The organism is Deltaproteobacteria bacterium (assembly GCA_016874755.1).
GTDB lineage: Bacteria > Desulfobacterota > Binatia > UBA9968 > UBA9968 > DP-20.
In genome coordinates, this window is sequence record VGTH01000015.1 from 1 (window position 1) to 15,002 (window position 15,002).

At 58.4% G+C, this 15,002-nt stretch carries 13 protein-coding genes; 9 read left to right on the plus strand and 4 right to left on the minus strand.

The window, feature by feature from the left end; translation table 11 throughout:
- Positions 1-248 precede the first annotated feature (248 nt).
- From FJ145_10995 to FJ145_11030, 8 genes are all read left to right on the plus strand, one after another.
- Entirely contained in the window at positions 249-1,256 is a 1,008-nt protein-coding gene (locus FJ145_10995) for an extracellular solute-binding protein (protein ID MBM4261942.1), read from the plus strand.
- Positions 1,257-1,294: 38 nt separating this feature from the next.
- Positions 1,295-2,296, plus strand: coding sequence for an extracellular solute-binding protein (locus FJ145_11000; protein ID MBM4261943.1), 1,002 nt, complete (start codon positions 1,295-1,297; stop codon positions 2,294-2,296).
- Positions 2,297-2,374: 78 nt separating this feature from the next.
- Positions 2,375-3,382 (plus strand): extracellular solute-binding protein, encoded by a 1,008-nt coding sequence (locus FJ145_11005; protein MBM4261944.1) that lies wholly within the window; start codon positions 2,375-2,377, stop codon positions 3,380-3,382.
- 28 nt (positions 3,383-3,410) lie between these two features.
- A complete protein-coding gene (locus FJ145_11010) occupies positions 3,411-5,135 on the plus strand; it encodes an iron ABC transporter permease (GenBank protein ID MBM4261945.1) in 1,725 nt (574 codons plus the stop codon).
- 81 nt (positions 5,136-5,216) lie between these two features.
- The gene (locus tag FJ145_11015; GenBank protein MBM4261946.1) at positions 5,217-6,317 is read left to right on the plus strand and encodes an ABC transporter ATP-binding protein; all 1,101 of its coding nucleotides are present in this window, start codon (positions 5,217-5,219) and stop codon (positions 6,315-6,317) included.
- Positions 6,318-6,426: 109 nt separating this feature from the next.
- On the plus strand, positions 6,427-7,413 hold the full coding sequence (locus FJ145_11020; GenBank protein ID MBM4261947.1) for an ABC transporter substrate-binding protein: 987 nt from the start codon (positions 6,427-6,429) through the stop codon (positions 7,411-7,413).
- A 160-nt stretch (positions 7,414-7,573) separates the two neighbouring features.
- A complete protein-coding gene (locus FJ145_11025) occupies positions 7,574-8,164 on the plus strand; it encodes a nucleotidyltransferase family protein (protein MBM4261948.1) in 591 nt (196 codons plus the stop codon).
- Complete coding sequence (locus FJ145_11030) at positions 8,165-9,136, plus strand: ABC transporter substrate-binding protein (GenBank protein MBM4261949.1); 972 nt, start codon at positions 8,165-8,167, stop codon at positions 9,134-9,136. It begins immediately after the preceding gene.
- An 84-nt stretch (positions 9,137-9,220) separates the two neighbouring features.
- On the opposite strand, the gene FJ145_11035 is transcribed toward FJ145_11030, so the two are convergent.
- The 3 genes from FJ145_11035 to FJ145_11045 are packed head-to-tail and all read right to left on the minus strand — an operon-like array spanning position 9,221 to position 11,831.
- Positions 9,221-10,024, minus strand: a complete 804-nt coding sequence (locus tag FJ145_11035) for a hypothetical protein (protein ID MBM4261950.1) — start codon at positions 10,022-10,024, stop codon at positions 9,221-9,223.
- Entirely contained in the window at positions 9,948-11,027 is a 1,080-nt protein-coding gene (locus FJ145_11040; GenBank protein MBM4261951.1) for a glycosyltransferase family 2 protein, read from the minus strand. The genes FJ145_11035 and FJ145_11040 overlap by 77 nt, the downstream gene beginning before the upstream one ends.
- A gap of 27 nt (positions 11,028-11,054) precedes the next feature.
- Positions 11,055-11,831 carry a hypothetical protein gene (locus FJ145_11045; protein ID MBM4261952.1) on the minus strand — a complete coding sequence of 259 codons (777 nt, stop codon included), beginning with the start codon at positions 11,829-11,831 and terminating at the stop codon, positions 11,055-11,057.
- Positions 11,832-11,894: 63 nt separating this feature from the next.
- Here FJ145_11045 and FJ145_11050 point away from each other — a divergent pair, with 63 nt between their 5' ends.
- Positions 11,895-13,559: a hypothetical protein gene (locus tag FJ145_11050; protein ID MBM4261953.1), complete on the plus strand. Its 1,665-nt coding sequence runs from the start codon at positions 11,895-11,897 to the stop codon at positions 13,557-13,559.
- A 1-nt stretch (position 13,560) separates the two neighbouring features.
- On the opposite strand, the gene gatB is transcribed toward FJ145_11050, so the two are convergent.
- Complete coding sequence (gene gatB, locus FJ145_11055) at positions 13,561-15,000, minus strand: Asp-tRNA(Asn)/Glu-tRNA(Gln) amidotransferase subunit GatB (protein ID MBM4261954.1); 1,440 nt, start codon at positions 14,998-15,000, stop codon at positions 13,561-13,563.
- Positions 15,001-15,002: the final 2 nt, after the last annotated feature.

Consider the following 15,002-nt stretch of genomic DNA (forward strand, 5'->3'; position numbering starts at 1 on the left):
CCGCCCGCAACGCCAGCGGACCGCGCCGCGGCTTTGGAAGCGGGATTCGCGCGTGTATTCAAAGACAAAGAATTTCTCGCCGATGCCGACAAGGCGCGGCTCGATATCGATCCGCTGATCGGCAATCAGATCACCAAGCTGGTCACTGAGTTCCTCGGCATGCCGAGCGATGTGAAAAACAAGCTGCAAACGGTGCTGAAATCGCCGGTAAAAAAATAACCAACTCAAGCCGAGAAGGAGGAATTGCTATGTTATCCAGGTTCGCCAAGGTCCTCATGCTTTTGACCGCGGGACTGATCCCGACGTTTGGGTGGGCGCAGAGTGAGTCCATCGACGAGCTCTACAAAAAAGCCCTCAAAGAAGGCGGCGTGCTCAATTGCTATTGCTCGCTGGCCCAGATCAACGCCCAAATAATCTATCCGTTGTTCGAGAAGCGATTCCCCGGCATCAAGATCAACCATGTCGATGCCACCTCCGACAAGCTCGCGGCACGGGTTATTGCCGAGGCGCGCGGCGGCAAGGTCATCGCCGATGTCGTCGAGTTCGGCCTCGAAGACATCAACAAGATTCATGAGCAGGGGCTACTGCTCGACAAAGCGCCGCCCGAGGCGGCGGCCTACCCGGCCAACCTCCAGGGGAGCTACTGGGCGGCCAACAACTTGATTTTCTTTGTCGGCGCCTGGAACACCGACAAGGTGAAGAAGGACGAAGAACCAAAGTTCTTCGAGGATTTCGCCGACCCGCGCTGGAAGGGACGGCTGATCGCCGAGCCGCGCGATTATGAGATTCTGATCGGCTTGACGCATAAACATAAAAGCTTCGACAAGGCGCGCGAGATCTTGACGCGGATCGCCGCCAATACCGTGGAGTTCCATCGCGGTCACTCGCAACTGGCCGAGTTGCTGGTGGCGGGCCAGGCGGCGGCCTGCTTTACCTGCTACTCGCACCATTTTCCGGCGCGTAAAAGGAAGGGTGCCCCGGTGGATTACATGTTGTCCGAAGGCGCCGCGGGCATCATCGCCGTATCCGTGCTGAAGTCGGCACCCAACCCCAACACCGCTTGGCTGTTCAGCCGCTGGGCGGCGTCGGAGGAGGGCCAGAGAGTCTATTCCCAGGGCGGCCGGACGCCGGCACATCCGAAGATCGAGCCCAAAGAAAACATCCGGCCCAAAGCGCTCTACCCGGTGGGGGTTGAAGATCTCAAGCAGTGGGCCAAGTATGAAAAGGCGTGGAAGGAAGTCTTCCGCTTGCGCTAGTTCCAGGCAGGACCTAAGTAAGACACGAGGAGGACCAGATGAAACTCTTCAGCGGACTATTAGTGTTGGCGGCGGCGCTCTCTCTTGCCGGCCCGGCGCGGGCGCAGTCGCTCGATGAGCTGCACAAGCTGGCGCTCAAGGAAGGCGGCGTGCTCAACTTCTACGCGACTTTGGCGCAGATCAACGCCCAGCGCATCCTGCCGGTGTTCGAGAAACGCTTTCCCGGCGTCAAGATCAACCATGTCGACGCCACGGCCGACAAGCTGGCGGCGCGGGCTATTACAGAGGCGCGCGGCGGCCGGGTGATCGCCGACTTTTTCCAAATGGCCTTGGAAAGTACGCTGCAAGTCATCGAGCAGAAACTCACGGTCGACTGGCTGCCGCCGGAGGCAGCGGCCTATCCGGCCCATTTCAAGGGCTCCAATTGGCTCGCCGCCGATCTGGTCATTATCATCGGCGCGTGGAACACTGGACTGGTGAGCAAGGCCGATGAGCCCAAGGTGTTCGAAGACTTCGCCGACCCGAAGTGGAAGGGCAAGCTCATCGCCGAAGCCCGCGATGTCGAGCTTCTCATCGCGCTGTCGCGCCACAAGTTCAAAAGCGACGAGAAGGGTGTCGACTACCTGCGCCGGCTGGCGGCCAACAATGTCGAGTTTCATAAGGGCCATTCCGAATTGGCGGAATATTTGACCGCTGGCCAAGCGGCGGCCTGCGCGACTTGCTACGCGCACCATTACCCGCCGCGGATCAAAAGAGGCGCGCCGCTGGGTTACATGCTCGGCGAGGGGATCGCGACGATCACGGCCAACGCGATCGCCAAGGATGCGCCCCATCCCAATACCGCCAAGCTATTTTACCGTTGGGCAGCGAGCGAAGAGGGACAAAGAGCTTTTGCCGAGGGCGGCCGCTTGCCGCCCCATCCGAAAATCGAACCGGTGGAAAAAATTCGTCCGGCGGTGCTCTATCCCATCGGGCTGGAGGAAATCAAAGAATGGCGCCGTTATGAAAAGACCTGGAAGGAAATCTTCAAACTGCGCTGACACTGCTTGACTCCCGGATTTAAGCTGGTATCAACGTCTGACCGTAGTTTCGGACTTTGATTTAAGGGGGATTGCGAGATGAATCGTTCGCTGATGGTTGGGGTGCTCTTGTTGTTAGGGTGGTTTACCGTGGCCGGCCAGGGCCAGGCCCAATCGCTCGACGAACTGCACAAGCTGGCGCTCAAGGAAGGCGGCACGCTCAATTTCTACGCGACTCTCGCCCAGATCAACGCTGAAATTATTCTGCCGATTTTCGAAAAACGCTTCCCAGGCATTAAAGTGAACCATGTCGACGCGACCTCCGACAAATTGGTTGCCCGGGCGGTGAGTGAGGCGCGGGGTGGCAAGACGCTGGGCGATGTGTTTCAGGTACCGCTGGAAAACATCATCCAGCTCCAAGAGCAGGGTTTGATTCTCGATGTTGCCCTGCCGGAATCGTCGGCTTACCCTGACGGACTCAAGGGAGCGTTTTGGACCGCTTCTGACCTGCAGTATTTCGTGGCCGCATGGAACACGGGCTTGGTAAAAAAAGAAGAAGAACCGAAGAGTTTCGACGACTTTCTCCATGCCCGCTGGAAGGGCCGCTTGATCGCCGAGCCGCGCGATCTGGAGATGCTGTTGGCGTTCGCCAAGTATCGCTTCAAGAGCGACGAGAAGGCGATCGACTACTGGCGCAAGATCGCCGCGCACAATGTTGAATTTCACAAAGGCCACTCGCAATTGGCAGAACTCTTGGTTGCCGGCCAGGCCGCTGCCTGTTTGACCTGTTATTCGCACCACTATCCGCTGCGCATGAAAAAGGGCGCGCCGGTCAACATGATGCTGAGCGAAGGTGTCGCCTCGATCAACGGCACGGCGGTCTTCAAGAACGCGCCGCATCCGAATACGGCACTCTTGTTTGCGCGCTGGGTGGCGAGCGAAACGGGCCAAAAGGTGATGGCGCAGGGCGGGCGTAATCCGGCTCATCCGAAGGTGGACCCGATCGACAAGACCAAGACCGATAAGACTTACTTCATTACCGTGGCGGATTTGAAAGAATTTCCCAAGTACGAAAAAATCTGGAAAGAGATCTTCAAGCTGCGTTAAGATTCGGTAGGGACCCTAGGGGAGACTGATGTCGACGATCGCGATACCCAAGACCGCTAAAGAACGCAGCGGTTTCGACCCGGCTCTCCTCGTACCGGTCGTCGGCGCCGGCGTATTGATCTACCTCGCTGTCCTGCCGCTGTTCATGCTTTTCCTGGGCAGCTTCCAGGCCGAGGTCGCGCCGCGCGAGTTCGTCTACACCCTAAAGAACTATCAAAACGCCTACGCCAGCGAGCATACCTACTCGACGTTCGTCAACTCGCTGATCTTTGCCACTGGTTCGTCGCTTCTGACCTTTTTCCTAGGAACGATGTTGGCATGGTTGACCGAACGGACCAACACGCCGCTGAGCACCTTGTTTGTCCCCATCGCGGTGGTGCCGTTGATCTTGCCCGGCGTTTTGGAGTCCATCGCCTGGATCTTTCTCCTGAGTCCGAAGTTTGGCTACGTAAACGTCTGGTTGATGAATATCTTCGGGCTCAGCTCGCCGCCATTCAATGTGTTTTCTCTGCCGGGCATGATCTGGGTTCATTCAGTGGGCCAAGTGCCGCTGGCGTTCTTGATGATGACCGCTGCCTTCAAATCCATGGACCCGTCCCTCGAAGAGTCGGCGATGATGTCCGGCGCCAACACCTGGCAGACGTTCAAGCGCGTGACGCTGCGCTTGCTTGCGCCCACTGCCGGGTCGGTGCTGCTGATTCTCTTTGTGCGCACCCTGGAGTCCTTCGAGACCCCGGCGCTGATCGGCATTCCGGCGCGCATCTACGTTTATACCAGCGAAATTTTCCTAGCCTTCAACGAGTACCCACCCGACTACGGCCGTGGCGGCGCGTTGGCGGTGGGGCTGTTGATCTTGAGCGCAATCGGCGTGTGGCTCTACACCCGTGCCACCAAAGAGGGCAAGAAATTTCAGACCGTCACCGGTAAAGCGTTTCGCCCTCGGCAGTTTGACCTGGGACCGTGGAAGTGGGTGGGGTTTGCGTTTCTGATGGTCTATTTCCTATTCGTCGTGCTGCTACCGTTTTTGGTCCTGTTTTGGGCGTCCTTCCTGCCGTTTTTTGCCAAGCCGAGTTGGGACGCTCTCAGTAAGCTCAGCTTGGACAACTATCGTTACTTGGGAACCTTTAGGCCGTTCTGGCAGGCGATGCAAAACAGCATCCTGCTGGCGACTTTGACCGCCACCGTGGCGATGGTGCTGACCTCGCTGGTGGCGTGGATCGTGTACAAGAGCAAGCTGCGCGGCGCTTGGGTTCTCGACTTCCTCGCCTTTGTGCCGATCACGATTCCGGGCATCGTCATGGGCATGTCGCTGATCTTGCTCTACGTCGCCTTCCCGATTCCGATTTACGGCACGATCTGGGTTCTGCTGATCGCCTACGTGACGCGCTTCATTCCCTACGGCATGAGAGCCTCCTCAGGGTCGATTCTCCAGATTCATAGCGAATTGGAAGAAGCCGCCGCCGCTTCCGGTGCCTCCTGGTGGGAAACGTTCAAGCGCGTGACGCTGCCGCTCCTGCGCCCTGGCTTTGTGGCTGGCTGGATCTACATCTGTATCGTTTCGTTCAGAGAATTTTCCACTTCGGTGCTGCTTGCCACGGGTGAGAGCCGGGTGCTATCTATTTTGCTCTTTACGATGTTTGAGCAGGGCCAAGTGACCATCGTTGCCGCCATCGGTATTTTAATGATCGTGACGCTGCTGGCCGTGGTCGGAATTTTTTATAAGTTAACCGGGCGGGTAGGGATACAAACCTGATGAGAGTTCCGTGTTGCGGGTTTTGGGTTTCGGGTTGGCTCGAAACTCGAAACTCTGAACACGAAACTGAAGGAATCTTCCGTGATCGAAGTTAAGTCGCTCACTAAAATTTACGAAGATGGCTCCAGCGCCGGTGTGAAGGCGGTCAGCGAAGTTTCGTTCACCGTCGAAGAAGGTCGCTTCTATACCCTGCTCGGCCCTTCGGGGTGCGGCAAAACCACGACTCTGCGCTGCATTGCCGGCCTGGAAAAAGCCAATGGCGGCGAGATCCTGGTGGCTGGCCAGAAGGTCTACTCGGGGGAAAATAATACCTACGTGCCGGCATACCGCCGGCCCATTGGCATGGTGTTTCAGAGCTATGCGATCTGGCCGCATCTGACGGTTTTTGAAAACGTCGCTTTTCCGCTGCGGGTCGGTAAACAAAAGGTTGCCAGTGCCGAGATCAAGAAAAAAGTTTCGACCGCCCTGGAGCAAGTGGAGCTGGGCGGCTACGAAGAACGCATGGCAACGCAACTCTCCGGCGGCCAACAGCAGCGCCTCGCCCTGGCCCGCGCGTTGGTGCGCGAGCCCCAGGTTTTGCTGCTCGACGAGCCCCTGAGTAACCTTGACGCCAAGCTGCGCGAGCGCATGCGCTTTGAGCTGCGCGAGCTGCAGCGCCGCCTGCGCATTACAACCCTGTATGTGACCCATGATCAGATCGAAGCCTTGTCCATGTCAAACGTGATTGCCGTGATGAATACCGGTGTGATCGTCCAGGAGGGCGCGCCGCGCGATGTCTACATGGCGCCGAAGAGCAAGTTCGTCGCCAATTTTATTGGCTCCACCAATCAATTGACCGGACAGGTCAAGTCTTTGGAAAACGACGGTCGGGGCAGGGTGAGCACCGACGACGGTGAGCTCGACTGTGGTGTGCTGCAAGGGCTCAAACCTGGCAATAAGGTCGTTGTAGTCGTTCGTCCCGAGAGCGTCAATCTGCATCTAAAAAAACCGGCCAACGCCGACAACGTGCTCGAAGCCAAGATCGGCGCCGCGATGTTTCTCGGCGAGTATCTTGACTGCACCGTGGAGCTTGGCAAAAACGTGTTGCAAACCCATCAGCGCCACTCGCTTGAAGTCCGGCGCGGCGACCCAGTGTGGGTCGAATTGCCCGCCGGCGAATGCATGGCTCTGCCAGCCGAATAACCAACGAGAATCGGGATATTTCTTCCTGCCTTCAAATCCGATCGGTCGACGGTTAGTGTTTCAATCAGAGGGGCGCGGCCTTCGGCTGCACCAATGGAGGTCTCTACCAATGGTCAAAAGCGTCATCGTGGCGGTATTGTTGGCGTGCAACGCTGGCGCGTTGGCACAGGCTCAGGAGCGCTTGAAGATCGCCTACAGCTCGGCCGATTCGACCAACGTCATTTGGTACACGGCCCTGGAGGCAGGCTTTTATAAAAAGCATGGCCTGGATGTCGAGCTTATTTTTATTCCAACTTCGACGACCACGGTGTCCAGCGTGGTTGCAGGCGATATCCAGGTTGCCAACGTTTCGGGCGGTGTGGTTGCCAGTGCCAACGTAGGCGGCGCCAATCTAGTGCTCACCGCTTGCTATATCAACACGCTGCCCTACGAGCTGGTGGTGCATGAATCGATCAAATCAGCTGAGGAGCTGCGCGGCAAGAGCGTCGGCATCAGCCGCGTAGGGAGCGCGTCGGATGTTGCGGCGCGGGTGCTGATCCGAGGTCTAGGCTTGGAGCCGGTTAAAGAGGTGCCGATTCTCCAAGTCGGCGGCGCTTCGGAGCGCGCGGCGGCATTTCGCACCGGCCGCATCGTTGGCTTTCCTTCTCCTCCCGCAATTATTCATCTCGCCAAGGGCATGCCCCATCGCATTTTGATCAGCACCGCTGACTTTCAGAAGCGCTTTGAGTTTCCGTTTATTTGCTCGTTGACGCAGAAGAGTTTTCTGACCAACCGGCGCGACACGATCCGCAGAGTCACGATGTCGCTGATCGAAGCGACCCATTTCCTCAAGACGCGCAAGGAAGAGACCAAGAAATATATCGCCAAGTACGCGCGGCAGGACAACCCGCAGTTTCTCGAGGCAGCGTACAACGCCATGATCAAGCTGCATGACCGAGTGCCGCTGGTGACTCGCGAAGGCGTGGAGGTTCAAATCAAAGATGCGTTGAGCCGCAAGCCCGGGCTGACCATGCGCTTCGAAGAACTGGCCGATGACAGCCTGGTGCGTGAGCTCGACAAGAGCGGCTTTATCGACAAGGTTTACAGCCAGAAATGATCTTTACTAGTACGGCGCGTAGAATCTCCCCGTATCCCTCTTTTGCAAAGGGAAAAGTTTATCCCGGTTGTTCCCTGCTTTATTGCGAAAGCGAGCGAGAGTTCCCCTCTTTGGAAAAGAGGGGTAGGGGAGATTTAGGGCGGTTGCGGTGGGGCGATTCATGATTGTTGCTGTGGTTCTTTCCGCTGGTGAGTCGAGCCGCATGGGGCGCCCCAAGGCATTGCTGCCGATCGAGGGCCAGACCTTTATTGACAAAATCGTTAGCGCGTTAAAAGACAGTGGCATCGAGCGCGTCGTCGTTGTGTTGGGCTTCAACGCCGCGGAGATGCGCCGCAGGATCGAACATCTACCGGTGGAAATTGTCGTCAATCCCGACTACAAACAGGGGCAGCTTTCGTCGTTGCAAACGGCGATTCGCGATTTGCAGGCGACGCCGGATTGCGACGGCATGCTGGTCCATCTCGTCGATCATCCCTACATCGACGCAAGGCTCGTGCGCGTGATGTTGCAACGATTTGCCGAATCGCGCGCGCCGATCGTCGTGCCGATCCATCAGGGCAAGCGCGGGCACCCGGTGATTTTTTCGCGCGCGCTTTTTCAAGAACTGCTGAACGCGCCAATGGATCAAGGAGCCAAGGCGGTGGTGAATGCACACCGCGCTGAAACTTTCGAAATCGACACGGATGACGTCGGCATTACCCTCGATATCGACACGCCGGAGCTCTACCGGCAGCATGTGAAAGGTGAGTAAATGGCGAGATTACAACTAACGTTGGCGTGCGGCGATTACGATTTTCTGCGGCCGTTGATCAACGGCGAGATCCAACCCCAGGGCATCGAATTGAATGTCCTGACCATGCCGTCGCCAGAGCGGCATGGCCGCATGCTACGCCATGAGGAGTTCGACGTCTGCGAGCTGTCGTTGGTCGGCTATCTGGTCTCGCGCGACAAGGGGTGCAATTACAATGCGATCCCGGTGTTTCCGCACCGCCGCTTTCGGCATCAATATATGGTCAAGCGCACCGGCTGCGGCATCGAGAAACCGTCGGATTTGAACGGCAAACGGATCGCGCTCGATACGTTGCAAAACTCCGCCGGCCTATGGATGCGCGGTATTCTCCAGGACCACTACGGTGTTGATCTAAAGACCGTCGAATGGTGGTGCCAGGAAGAAGAAGATATCGCGTTTGAACCGGCGAGCTGGATGAACGTCAAGCGCGTGGCGCACGGCAAGAACGTCGATCAAATGCTGCTCGACGGCGAGCTCGAAGCGGCGCTCTATCCGGAGACGCTGCCGTCGATTCGCCAAGGTGATCCGAGAGTCGCGCTGCTATTCCCCGATCCGAAAAAAGCCGAGATCGAGTATTACAAAAACGGCGGCTTCTTCCCGATCATGCACACCGTGGTGGTGAAAAATCACATTCTCCAAGAGCATCCCTGGGTCGGCATCAGCCTGGTGCGTGCCTTCGAGCAAGCCAAGCAGATCTGCTACGAGCGCAACAGCGACCCGCGCAGTTTTGCGCTGGTCTGGGTGCAAGACCTGATGCGCGAACAGAAAGAGATCTTTGGACCCGACCCTTGGCCGTACAATCTAGAAGACAATCGCGAGGCGCTCGAAGCGGTCATTCGCTACGAATACGAGCAGGGCATGATCAAGAAAAAGCCCAATGCCGAAGAGCTGTTTTTCGCGCCGAGCTTGCAGCGCATTCAACACTACGTCTGAACTCAATGGATAATGGAAAATTGAAAATGGGGGAGAGGGAGTCGCGCTATGTGGTTGAGTGGCGTTTGGACCCGGTCGGCGTTGTTACTTCGACAACGCTTGCACCTCTTGCTCGACTCGTGTGACAAATTGCTTTCGCGATGGGAAATCGCCGGCGTAAAATGCCCTGCCGAAGTTGACCTGCGCCAACCAGCGCTCACCTTCAACGTAACTCAGACCCACCGGCACGATGGGGATGTGCCGCCCGAGCGCTTTGGCCGCGGCGCCGGCGATCACAGCGAACCCGGCATTGAACGGCAAAAATTCGTCGCGAGTTTTTTTCGGCGTATAGTTGGGGTCAATATTCGGATAGCCCTCGGGAAAAATCAGCAGTACCTTGCCATCAACCAACAGTTGTACGGCGTCGCGCAAAGCGCGGCGCTGATACGCGGCAATATCGCTTTCGCGAAATACACTATCTTTCTGCGGCCGAACGCCATCCGCACCGGACGTTAGGGCATCAGGCCGAAGCACCACGGGCCATTCGGCGAGCCGAGTCACCGCTTCCATGCAGTAGCGGATCCAGCGGCTTTGGGCCCAGTCGAGTGTGACGAGGAAATGCAGCTCGCGCGGCAGGGTCTGATACAAGGCAACGCCGTCGTACAAGTGATGATAGTGGCGCGCCACCAGCAGTACTGGGCCCTCCTGCGGTACATTGGCGATTCCTGAGACTGCAATTTCGATACGCCCGCCGTTTAGCCAGCGCGCGAGCTGTCCCATGGCGCGGCGGCGCACGTATTTGGCGATCGGCGTTGCCAAGTTCACGGCTGATTCAAAGCGGCTCGAAAGTGCCGCCACGGCGGCGCACATAGGTGCGGCCGCGCCAACGGTGCTGGCGCTTGAGCGCATTGTAAAGGACGCGCAGCACCACCGGTAAATCGCACAGGGGAGAGAGCCAATAACTCCACGGCCTCCCGGGATAGGCGCGCGCCGTACCGAAGAGAACGCCAAGTCGAATCGAGAACAACGCTCCGGCCAAGAGAAGTAGCCAGAGCGGCGCTCCGATGAAAGCGCCAAGCACGAAAGTCGGCAGTGGCAATGCCTGCAACGGCAAGAGCGCTATCAAACCGAGTGCCTCGCGCCCGGCGAAATAGTGATCGCGCATTGGCAAAGAACGCGGCCAATTGTTCCAGGTTTCACGCCAATGCGCGTACATTTTTACCGTGATAAGATAGTCGCTCTCGTAGAAGCCCACCGCTTCGCCGCATTCCGCCAGCCGCCGCACGATGGTGATGTCCTCGCACAGCGAGCGCCGCGCGGCGTAAAACGCTCCGGTGCGCAACAGAGTTTCGCGGCGGCTGAAGAAGCATTGGCCGTTGGCGTGAACCTTGTGGCGATCCCGCGTCGCCGCTCCCGGGCTGCCGAAACGGTATATAAGTGTTGTCAGCATGGCCGGATGCAGCAGACCGTCGATCCACCCGGAGAGATGCTGCAGCGTGGCCACCGAAAAGTTATCGATGCTGGTACGCCGCGCATGGGCGAGGAGCGAGCGCACCAGTTGCGGTGCGGCGCGCACATCGGCGTCGATACAAAGAATCCAATCGCTCTGAGATGCGGACTGCTGCAGGCCGCGATGAAGTCCCCAAGCTTTGCCCGTCCATTCTGGGTCCACCGGGCTCGCGTCCACCAGCCGAACCCGGCCATCGCGCATGGCAAAGCCATCCACTAGCGCTTGGGTACCGTCACTGGAGCCGCCGTCGATGACGAGAATCTCGCGCACCTCACGCGGCTGGGCGATCAATGTTTCCAGACAACCGGCGAGTCGCTGCAACTCGTTTAGCACCGGCAAGAGAATCGTGACGCTCTCATGGCTTGGGGTATCGGAGGCTTCGACGCGCTGTTTGACGGACATGCGAATCTGACCCGTTCCCGCCAAAAACTATTTTGCCGCCGAGGCGCGCAGAGTTTCACAGGAGCTGCCGGTCGGCAGGGGGCTCATCACAAAGCGGCTTTCTTTCGGGTCGGGGGTAATTTCCGGTGACGCGTTGAGGAAGGCCGGCCTGGCACCGAGCACCCGCTGGGCGAAACTTTGCACCTCGATGGTGCCCTCGATTCTGCCGGCTTGTAGAATGCGGCCGTTGAGAATCGAGCGACCGCGTTGAACTACGTAGAGCTCGCCATCGGGCAGCAGAGGGATCGTTATTTTCAATGTGGCTGCCGGCAAGCCGTCACCGTCCCAGTCAAACACCGCCGGATCGTCGATTTTCTCCGGCAGTTTTACATCGTCGCCGACCGGCCGATAGCCGATGCGCTCGATGCCCAAGTCCGCGCGGTAACGCCAGCCCTGGGTGTCTCTCTCGACTTCGACGCTGTAGCTGTGATTGGCAAGGGCCGCAATAAATTTTTCCGGGAAGATCATCTTGATAAATTTCGAGTCTTCGAGCAGGCGGAAGTCGCAAACCTTGTGGCTTTGGACGAAACTGCCGCCACTACGTTTAACTTCCACCAGCGAAACCGATTTCGAAGCGGACTTCGAGCTACCGAAAAAAGGCACCTTGGTAGTCGACGCTAGGATCATTTCCAGTTTATAGGTGCCAGGCGCGAGAAGCGCTTCCTCTTGGGCGGCTAAGTTTTTAAAGGCCGGCGGGAGTAAGGCGAACAGCAGTGCAGCTGGCAGCGAGAGCATGCTTAGGCGAAACCATCGACGACGCATCATCACACTCCTGAGCTCAAGATTATTGCGAAGACCAAGCTAGCACGGATTGCCCGTGCAAGAAAAGTGACGGACCAGGCGGGCAGCCCAAAAGTTGCCGTTGAGCGGGCCGTGGCCTATTTTACCAAAGCCCAAGCAAGAACTTTCTTGCGCCGACAGATGAATCAAGCCGAACTATTCAAGAACGCCATCGTGTTTGCGGGGGCTGAGGATGGCTCGATGTCGTTGGTGTCTGTGCAGCCCCAAGAAACGCCGGTTGATTTCCGACCGGCGATTATGGAAGAGAACCTCGTCAGTAGCCCTAAACCTGAGTCCGCCGCTCCGGTAGTAAAAGCACCATCTCCTCCCCCCGTCGCAGCGCCGCCGCCGGCACCGAAAGCACCAGCTATGCCGAGCCCAGAAAAGGCCGGACTGGTAAACAAACCGAGCGAGCCCATGATTGTTGTCATGAAGCCCGAGCCGGCGCCAAGACATGAACCCGCCGCTGAAAGTCCAAAGGAAGCGCCCGCGACCCTCGCGGCAGCGCCAAAAATGCCAACTCCCGACCGCTCACCTGGCACCGGCAGGGTGCCTGAGCCAGTCATTGTTGTTGTGCCACCCCCTGCGCAAGCCCAAGCCAATGCAGCTGCGGCGCGCCCAGAAGCGGCTGCGATCACAGCTCCCGCAGCCGTGGCAAATCCAGCGTTGGATCGTCCTGCCAACGCCGTGACTTCGGCAGTCTCACCGAAAACGAAAACGCAAACCGAGCCGGAGACTCCGTTGAGTTTGCCGCGGGCCGAAACGAACCGAGAAGCGTCCCCACAGCCAGCGCCACCGGTGGCTGAAAGCAGGGCATCCCAGCCAGCCAAAGCTCAATCTCCTGGGACAACAATTGCTCAGCCGAGTGTTTCGGCAACGCTGCCAACGACGGTGCCGCGCCAATCTGAGATGAGAGAATCCGCCAACCTTTCGGCAAAAACCAGCGAACCGGCCGCAGCGCCTGCAGCCGTGCCGATTCCGCCTCCGGCCGAGCCCAAGGCGGTGAGCGAAAGCAAACCGGTTAGCGCTCCGCCTCCTACCCTAGCCGTGCCAGAAACCGTCGCTCCAAAGACAAGGGCAGAGCCGCCAGCAGTGCTAACGCCAGCGAAAAACCCCGCAGCGATGGTGCCGAAGCCAATGGATCTAGCTGAGAAAAGCACCGGGGCAAAGGCCATCACTGCCGCACCGCCACCGCCTGCGACAGAGAAGTTAGAGACGCGCGGTCCCGCTGCGGAACAGTTGGCAATGTCACCGCCTCCTGTGCGCGAAACCGCGCCGGCTCCGAGGCCTCTTCCAACGCCGAGCACGGTGGCGGCTCCGCCTGCCCCCGTGGTCGAACCGCCGCCGGCACGCGCGCCCGTGAGCGCTGCGCCGCAGCAATTGGCATCTCTGCCAAAGACCACCGAGAGCGCGCCTGATGCTAAAGCGCCGCCACGGCCGGTGCCCAGGCCGCTTGCGGGCTACATCGTGCAGATTGCGTTCAATGACGCCTCTACGGCGCAGCGATGGGCGGAGAGTATGGAGCGCAAAGGCTTCGCGGTATCGGTCACCGAGGCGGGAGAGCCAGGGGCCTTTCGCGTCCGCCTGGGTAATTTCCCTGTGCGCGCCGATGCCGAGCGGCAACTTGTCGCACTGCGTCAGGAGGGGCTGCGCGGCATCGTGCTTAATTTGCCGCAGGCCTTTCGGCCCGAAGCCGCCTCTTCCCTACCCTAGACTACTGCAGTTTTGCGCGCAGCAAATTGTTAACGGTTTGCGGATTGGCTTTGCCGCCGGTCGCTTTCATGACTTGGCCCACCAGGTAGCCAAAAATTTTGTCGTTGCCGGACTTGTATTGTTCCACCTGTTTGCCATTGGCGGCGAGCACGCGGTCGATTTCGATCTCGATGCTGCTCCTGTCAGAGACTTGTTCGAGCCCCTTATCGCTGACGATTTGCTGTGGGGATTTACCGCTGGACAACATTTCAGCGAAAACCGTCTTAGCGATCTTGCCACTGATTTTCCCCTGATCGATCAAGCGAACCAATTCCCCGAGGCGCTCAGCCGCCACCGGCCAGCGGTCAATGTAGAATTCTTCATCCAGTTTCTGTTCCTTTAGCACCCGAAAGAGATCGCCGACGATCCAATTGGCAACCGCTTTCGCATTCGCGTGGGCCGTGACCGCCTCCTCAAAATAATCGGCGATGTCTTTTCGGCTGGTCAAAAGTTCGGCCTCGTAAGCCGGCAATTGATAACCTTGCATGAAGCGCGCTTTGCGTGCGGCGGGCAGTTCCGGCAGCCCGGCACGGACTTCGGCGATCCAATCAGCGTTGATCACTAGCGGCAGCAGATCGGGATCGGGAAAGTAGCGATAGTCATGGGCCGACTCCTTCGAGCGCATCGAGCGGGTCTCTTCGCGATGCTCATCCCACAGCCGGGTTTCCTGCACCAATTGGCCGCCGCCGGAAAGAACATCGCTTTGCCTTTCGATTTCAAAGGCGATTGCCTTTTCGATGGCTTTGAAGGAGTTCAAGTTCTTGATCTCAATCTTGGTGCCGAGTCGGTCGCTGCCAGCAGGCCGCACCGAGACGTTGGCGTCGCAGCGAAAACTGCCTTCCTCCATGTTGCCGTCGCAGACACCGAGAAACTGCACAATAGCGCGCAGGGTTTTGAGATAACTGACCGCTTCATCGGCGCTGCGCAAATCCGGCTCGCTGACGATTTCCAGAAGCGGCACGCCGGCGCGGTTGAGATCGACCAGGCTCGAGTCGCCATGTTGATCGTGAATATTTTTGCCGGCGTCTTCTTCCATGTGAATGCGTGTCAGGCGCACCCGCTTAGTCGCGCCGCTGACTTCGATGTCGATGTAGCCATGCTCGCAGATCGGCAGTTCGTATTGGCTGATTTGATAGCCCTTGGGCAGGTCGGGATAAAAATAGTTTTTGCGCGCCAAGCGGCTCGCGCGGGTGATTTCACAATGGGTCGCCAGGCCGGCGCGCAGCGCAAATTCGACGACTTTCCGGTTCAACACCGGCAGCACCCCGGGCAAGCCGATGCACACCGGGCACGTGTTGGCGTTGGGTTCAGCGCCAAAACGGGTGGAGCAGCCGCAGAAGATCTTCGAATCGGTGAGCAGTTGCGCGTGGACTTCCAGGCCGATGACGGGTTCGTAGTTCATGG

Coding starts and splice junctions, on each gene's coding strand:
- FJ145_11020 (MBM4261947.1), top strand. CDS start 6,427: ATGGTCAAAAGCGTCATCGTGGCGGTATTGTTGGCGTGCAACGCTGGC.
- FJ145_11005 (MBM4261944.1), top strand. CDS start 2,375: ATGAATCGTTCGCTGATGGTTGGGGTGCTCTTGTTGTTAGGGTGGTTT.
- FJ145_11040 (MBM4261951.1), bottom strand. CDS start 11,027: ATGTCCGTCAAACAGCGCGTCGAAGCCTCCGATACCCCAAGCCATGAG.
- FJ145_11030 (MBM4261949.1), top strand. CDS start 8,165: ATGGCGAGATTACAACTAACGTTGGCGTGCGGCGATTACGATTTTCTG.
- FJ145_11045 (MBM4261952.1), bottom strand. CDS start 11,831: ATGATGCGTCGTCGATGGTTTCGCCTAAGCATGCTCTCGCTGCCAGCT.
- FJ145_11000 (MBM4261943.1), top strand. CDS start 1,295: ATGAAACTCTTCAGCGGACTATTAGTGTTGGCGGCGGCGCTCTCTCTT.
- FJ145_11035 (MBM4261950.1), bottom strand. CDS start 10,024: ATGCGCTCAAGCGCCAGCACCGTTGGCGCGGCCGCACCTATGTGCGCC.
- FJ145_10995 (MBM4261942.1), top strand. CDS start 249: ATGTTATCCAGGTTCGCCAAGGTCCTCATGCTTTTGACCGCGGGACTG.
- FJ145_11025 (MBM4261948.1), top strand. CDS start 7,574: ATGATTGTTGCTGTGGTTCTTTCCGCTGGTGAGTCGAGCCGCATGGGG.
- FJ145_11010 (MBM4261945.1), top strand. CDS start 3,411: ATGTCGACGATCGCGATACCCAAGACCGCTAAAGAACGCAGCGGTTTC.
- gatB (MBM4261954.1), bottom strand. CDS start 15,000: ATGAACTACGAACCCGTCATCGGCCTGGAAGTCCACGCGCAACTGCTC.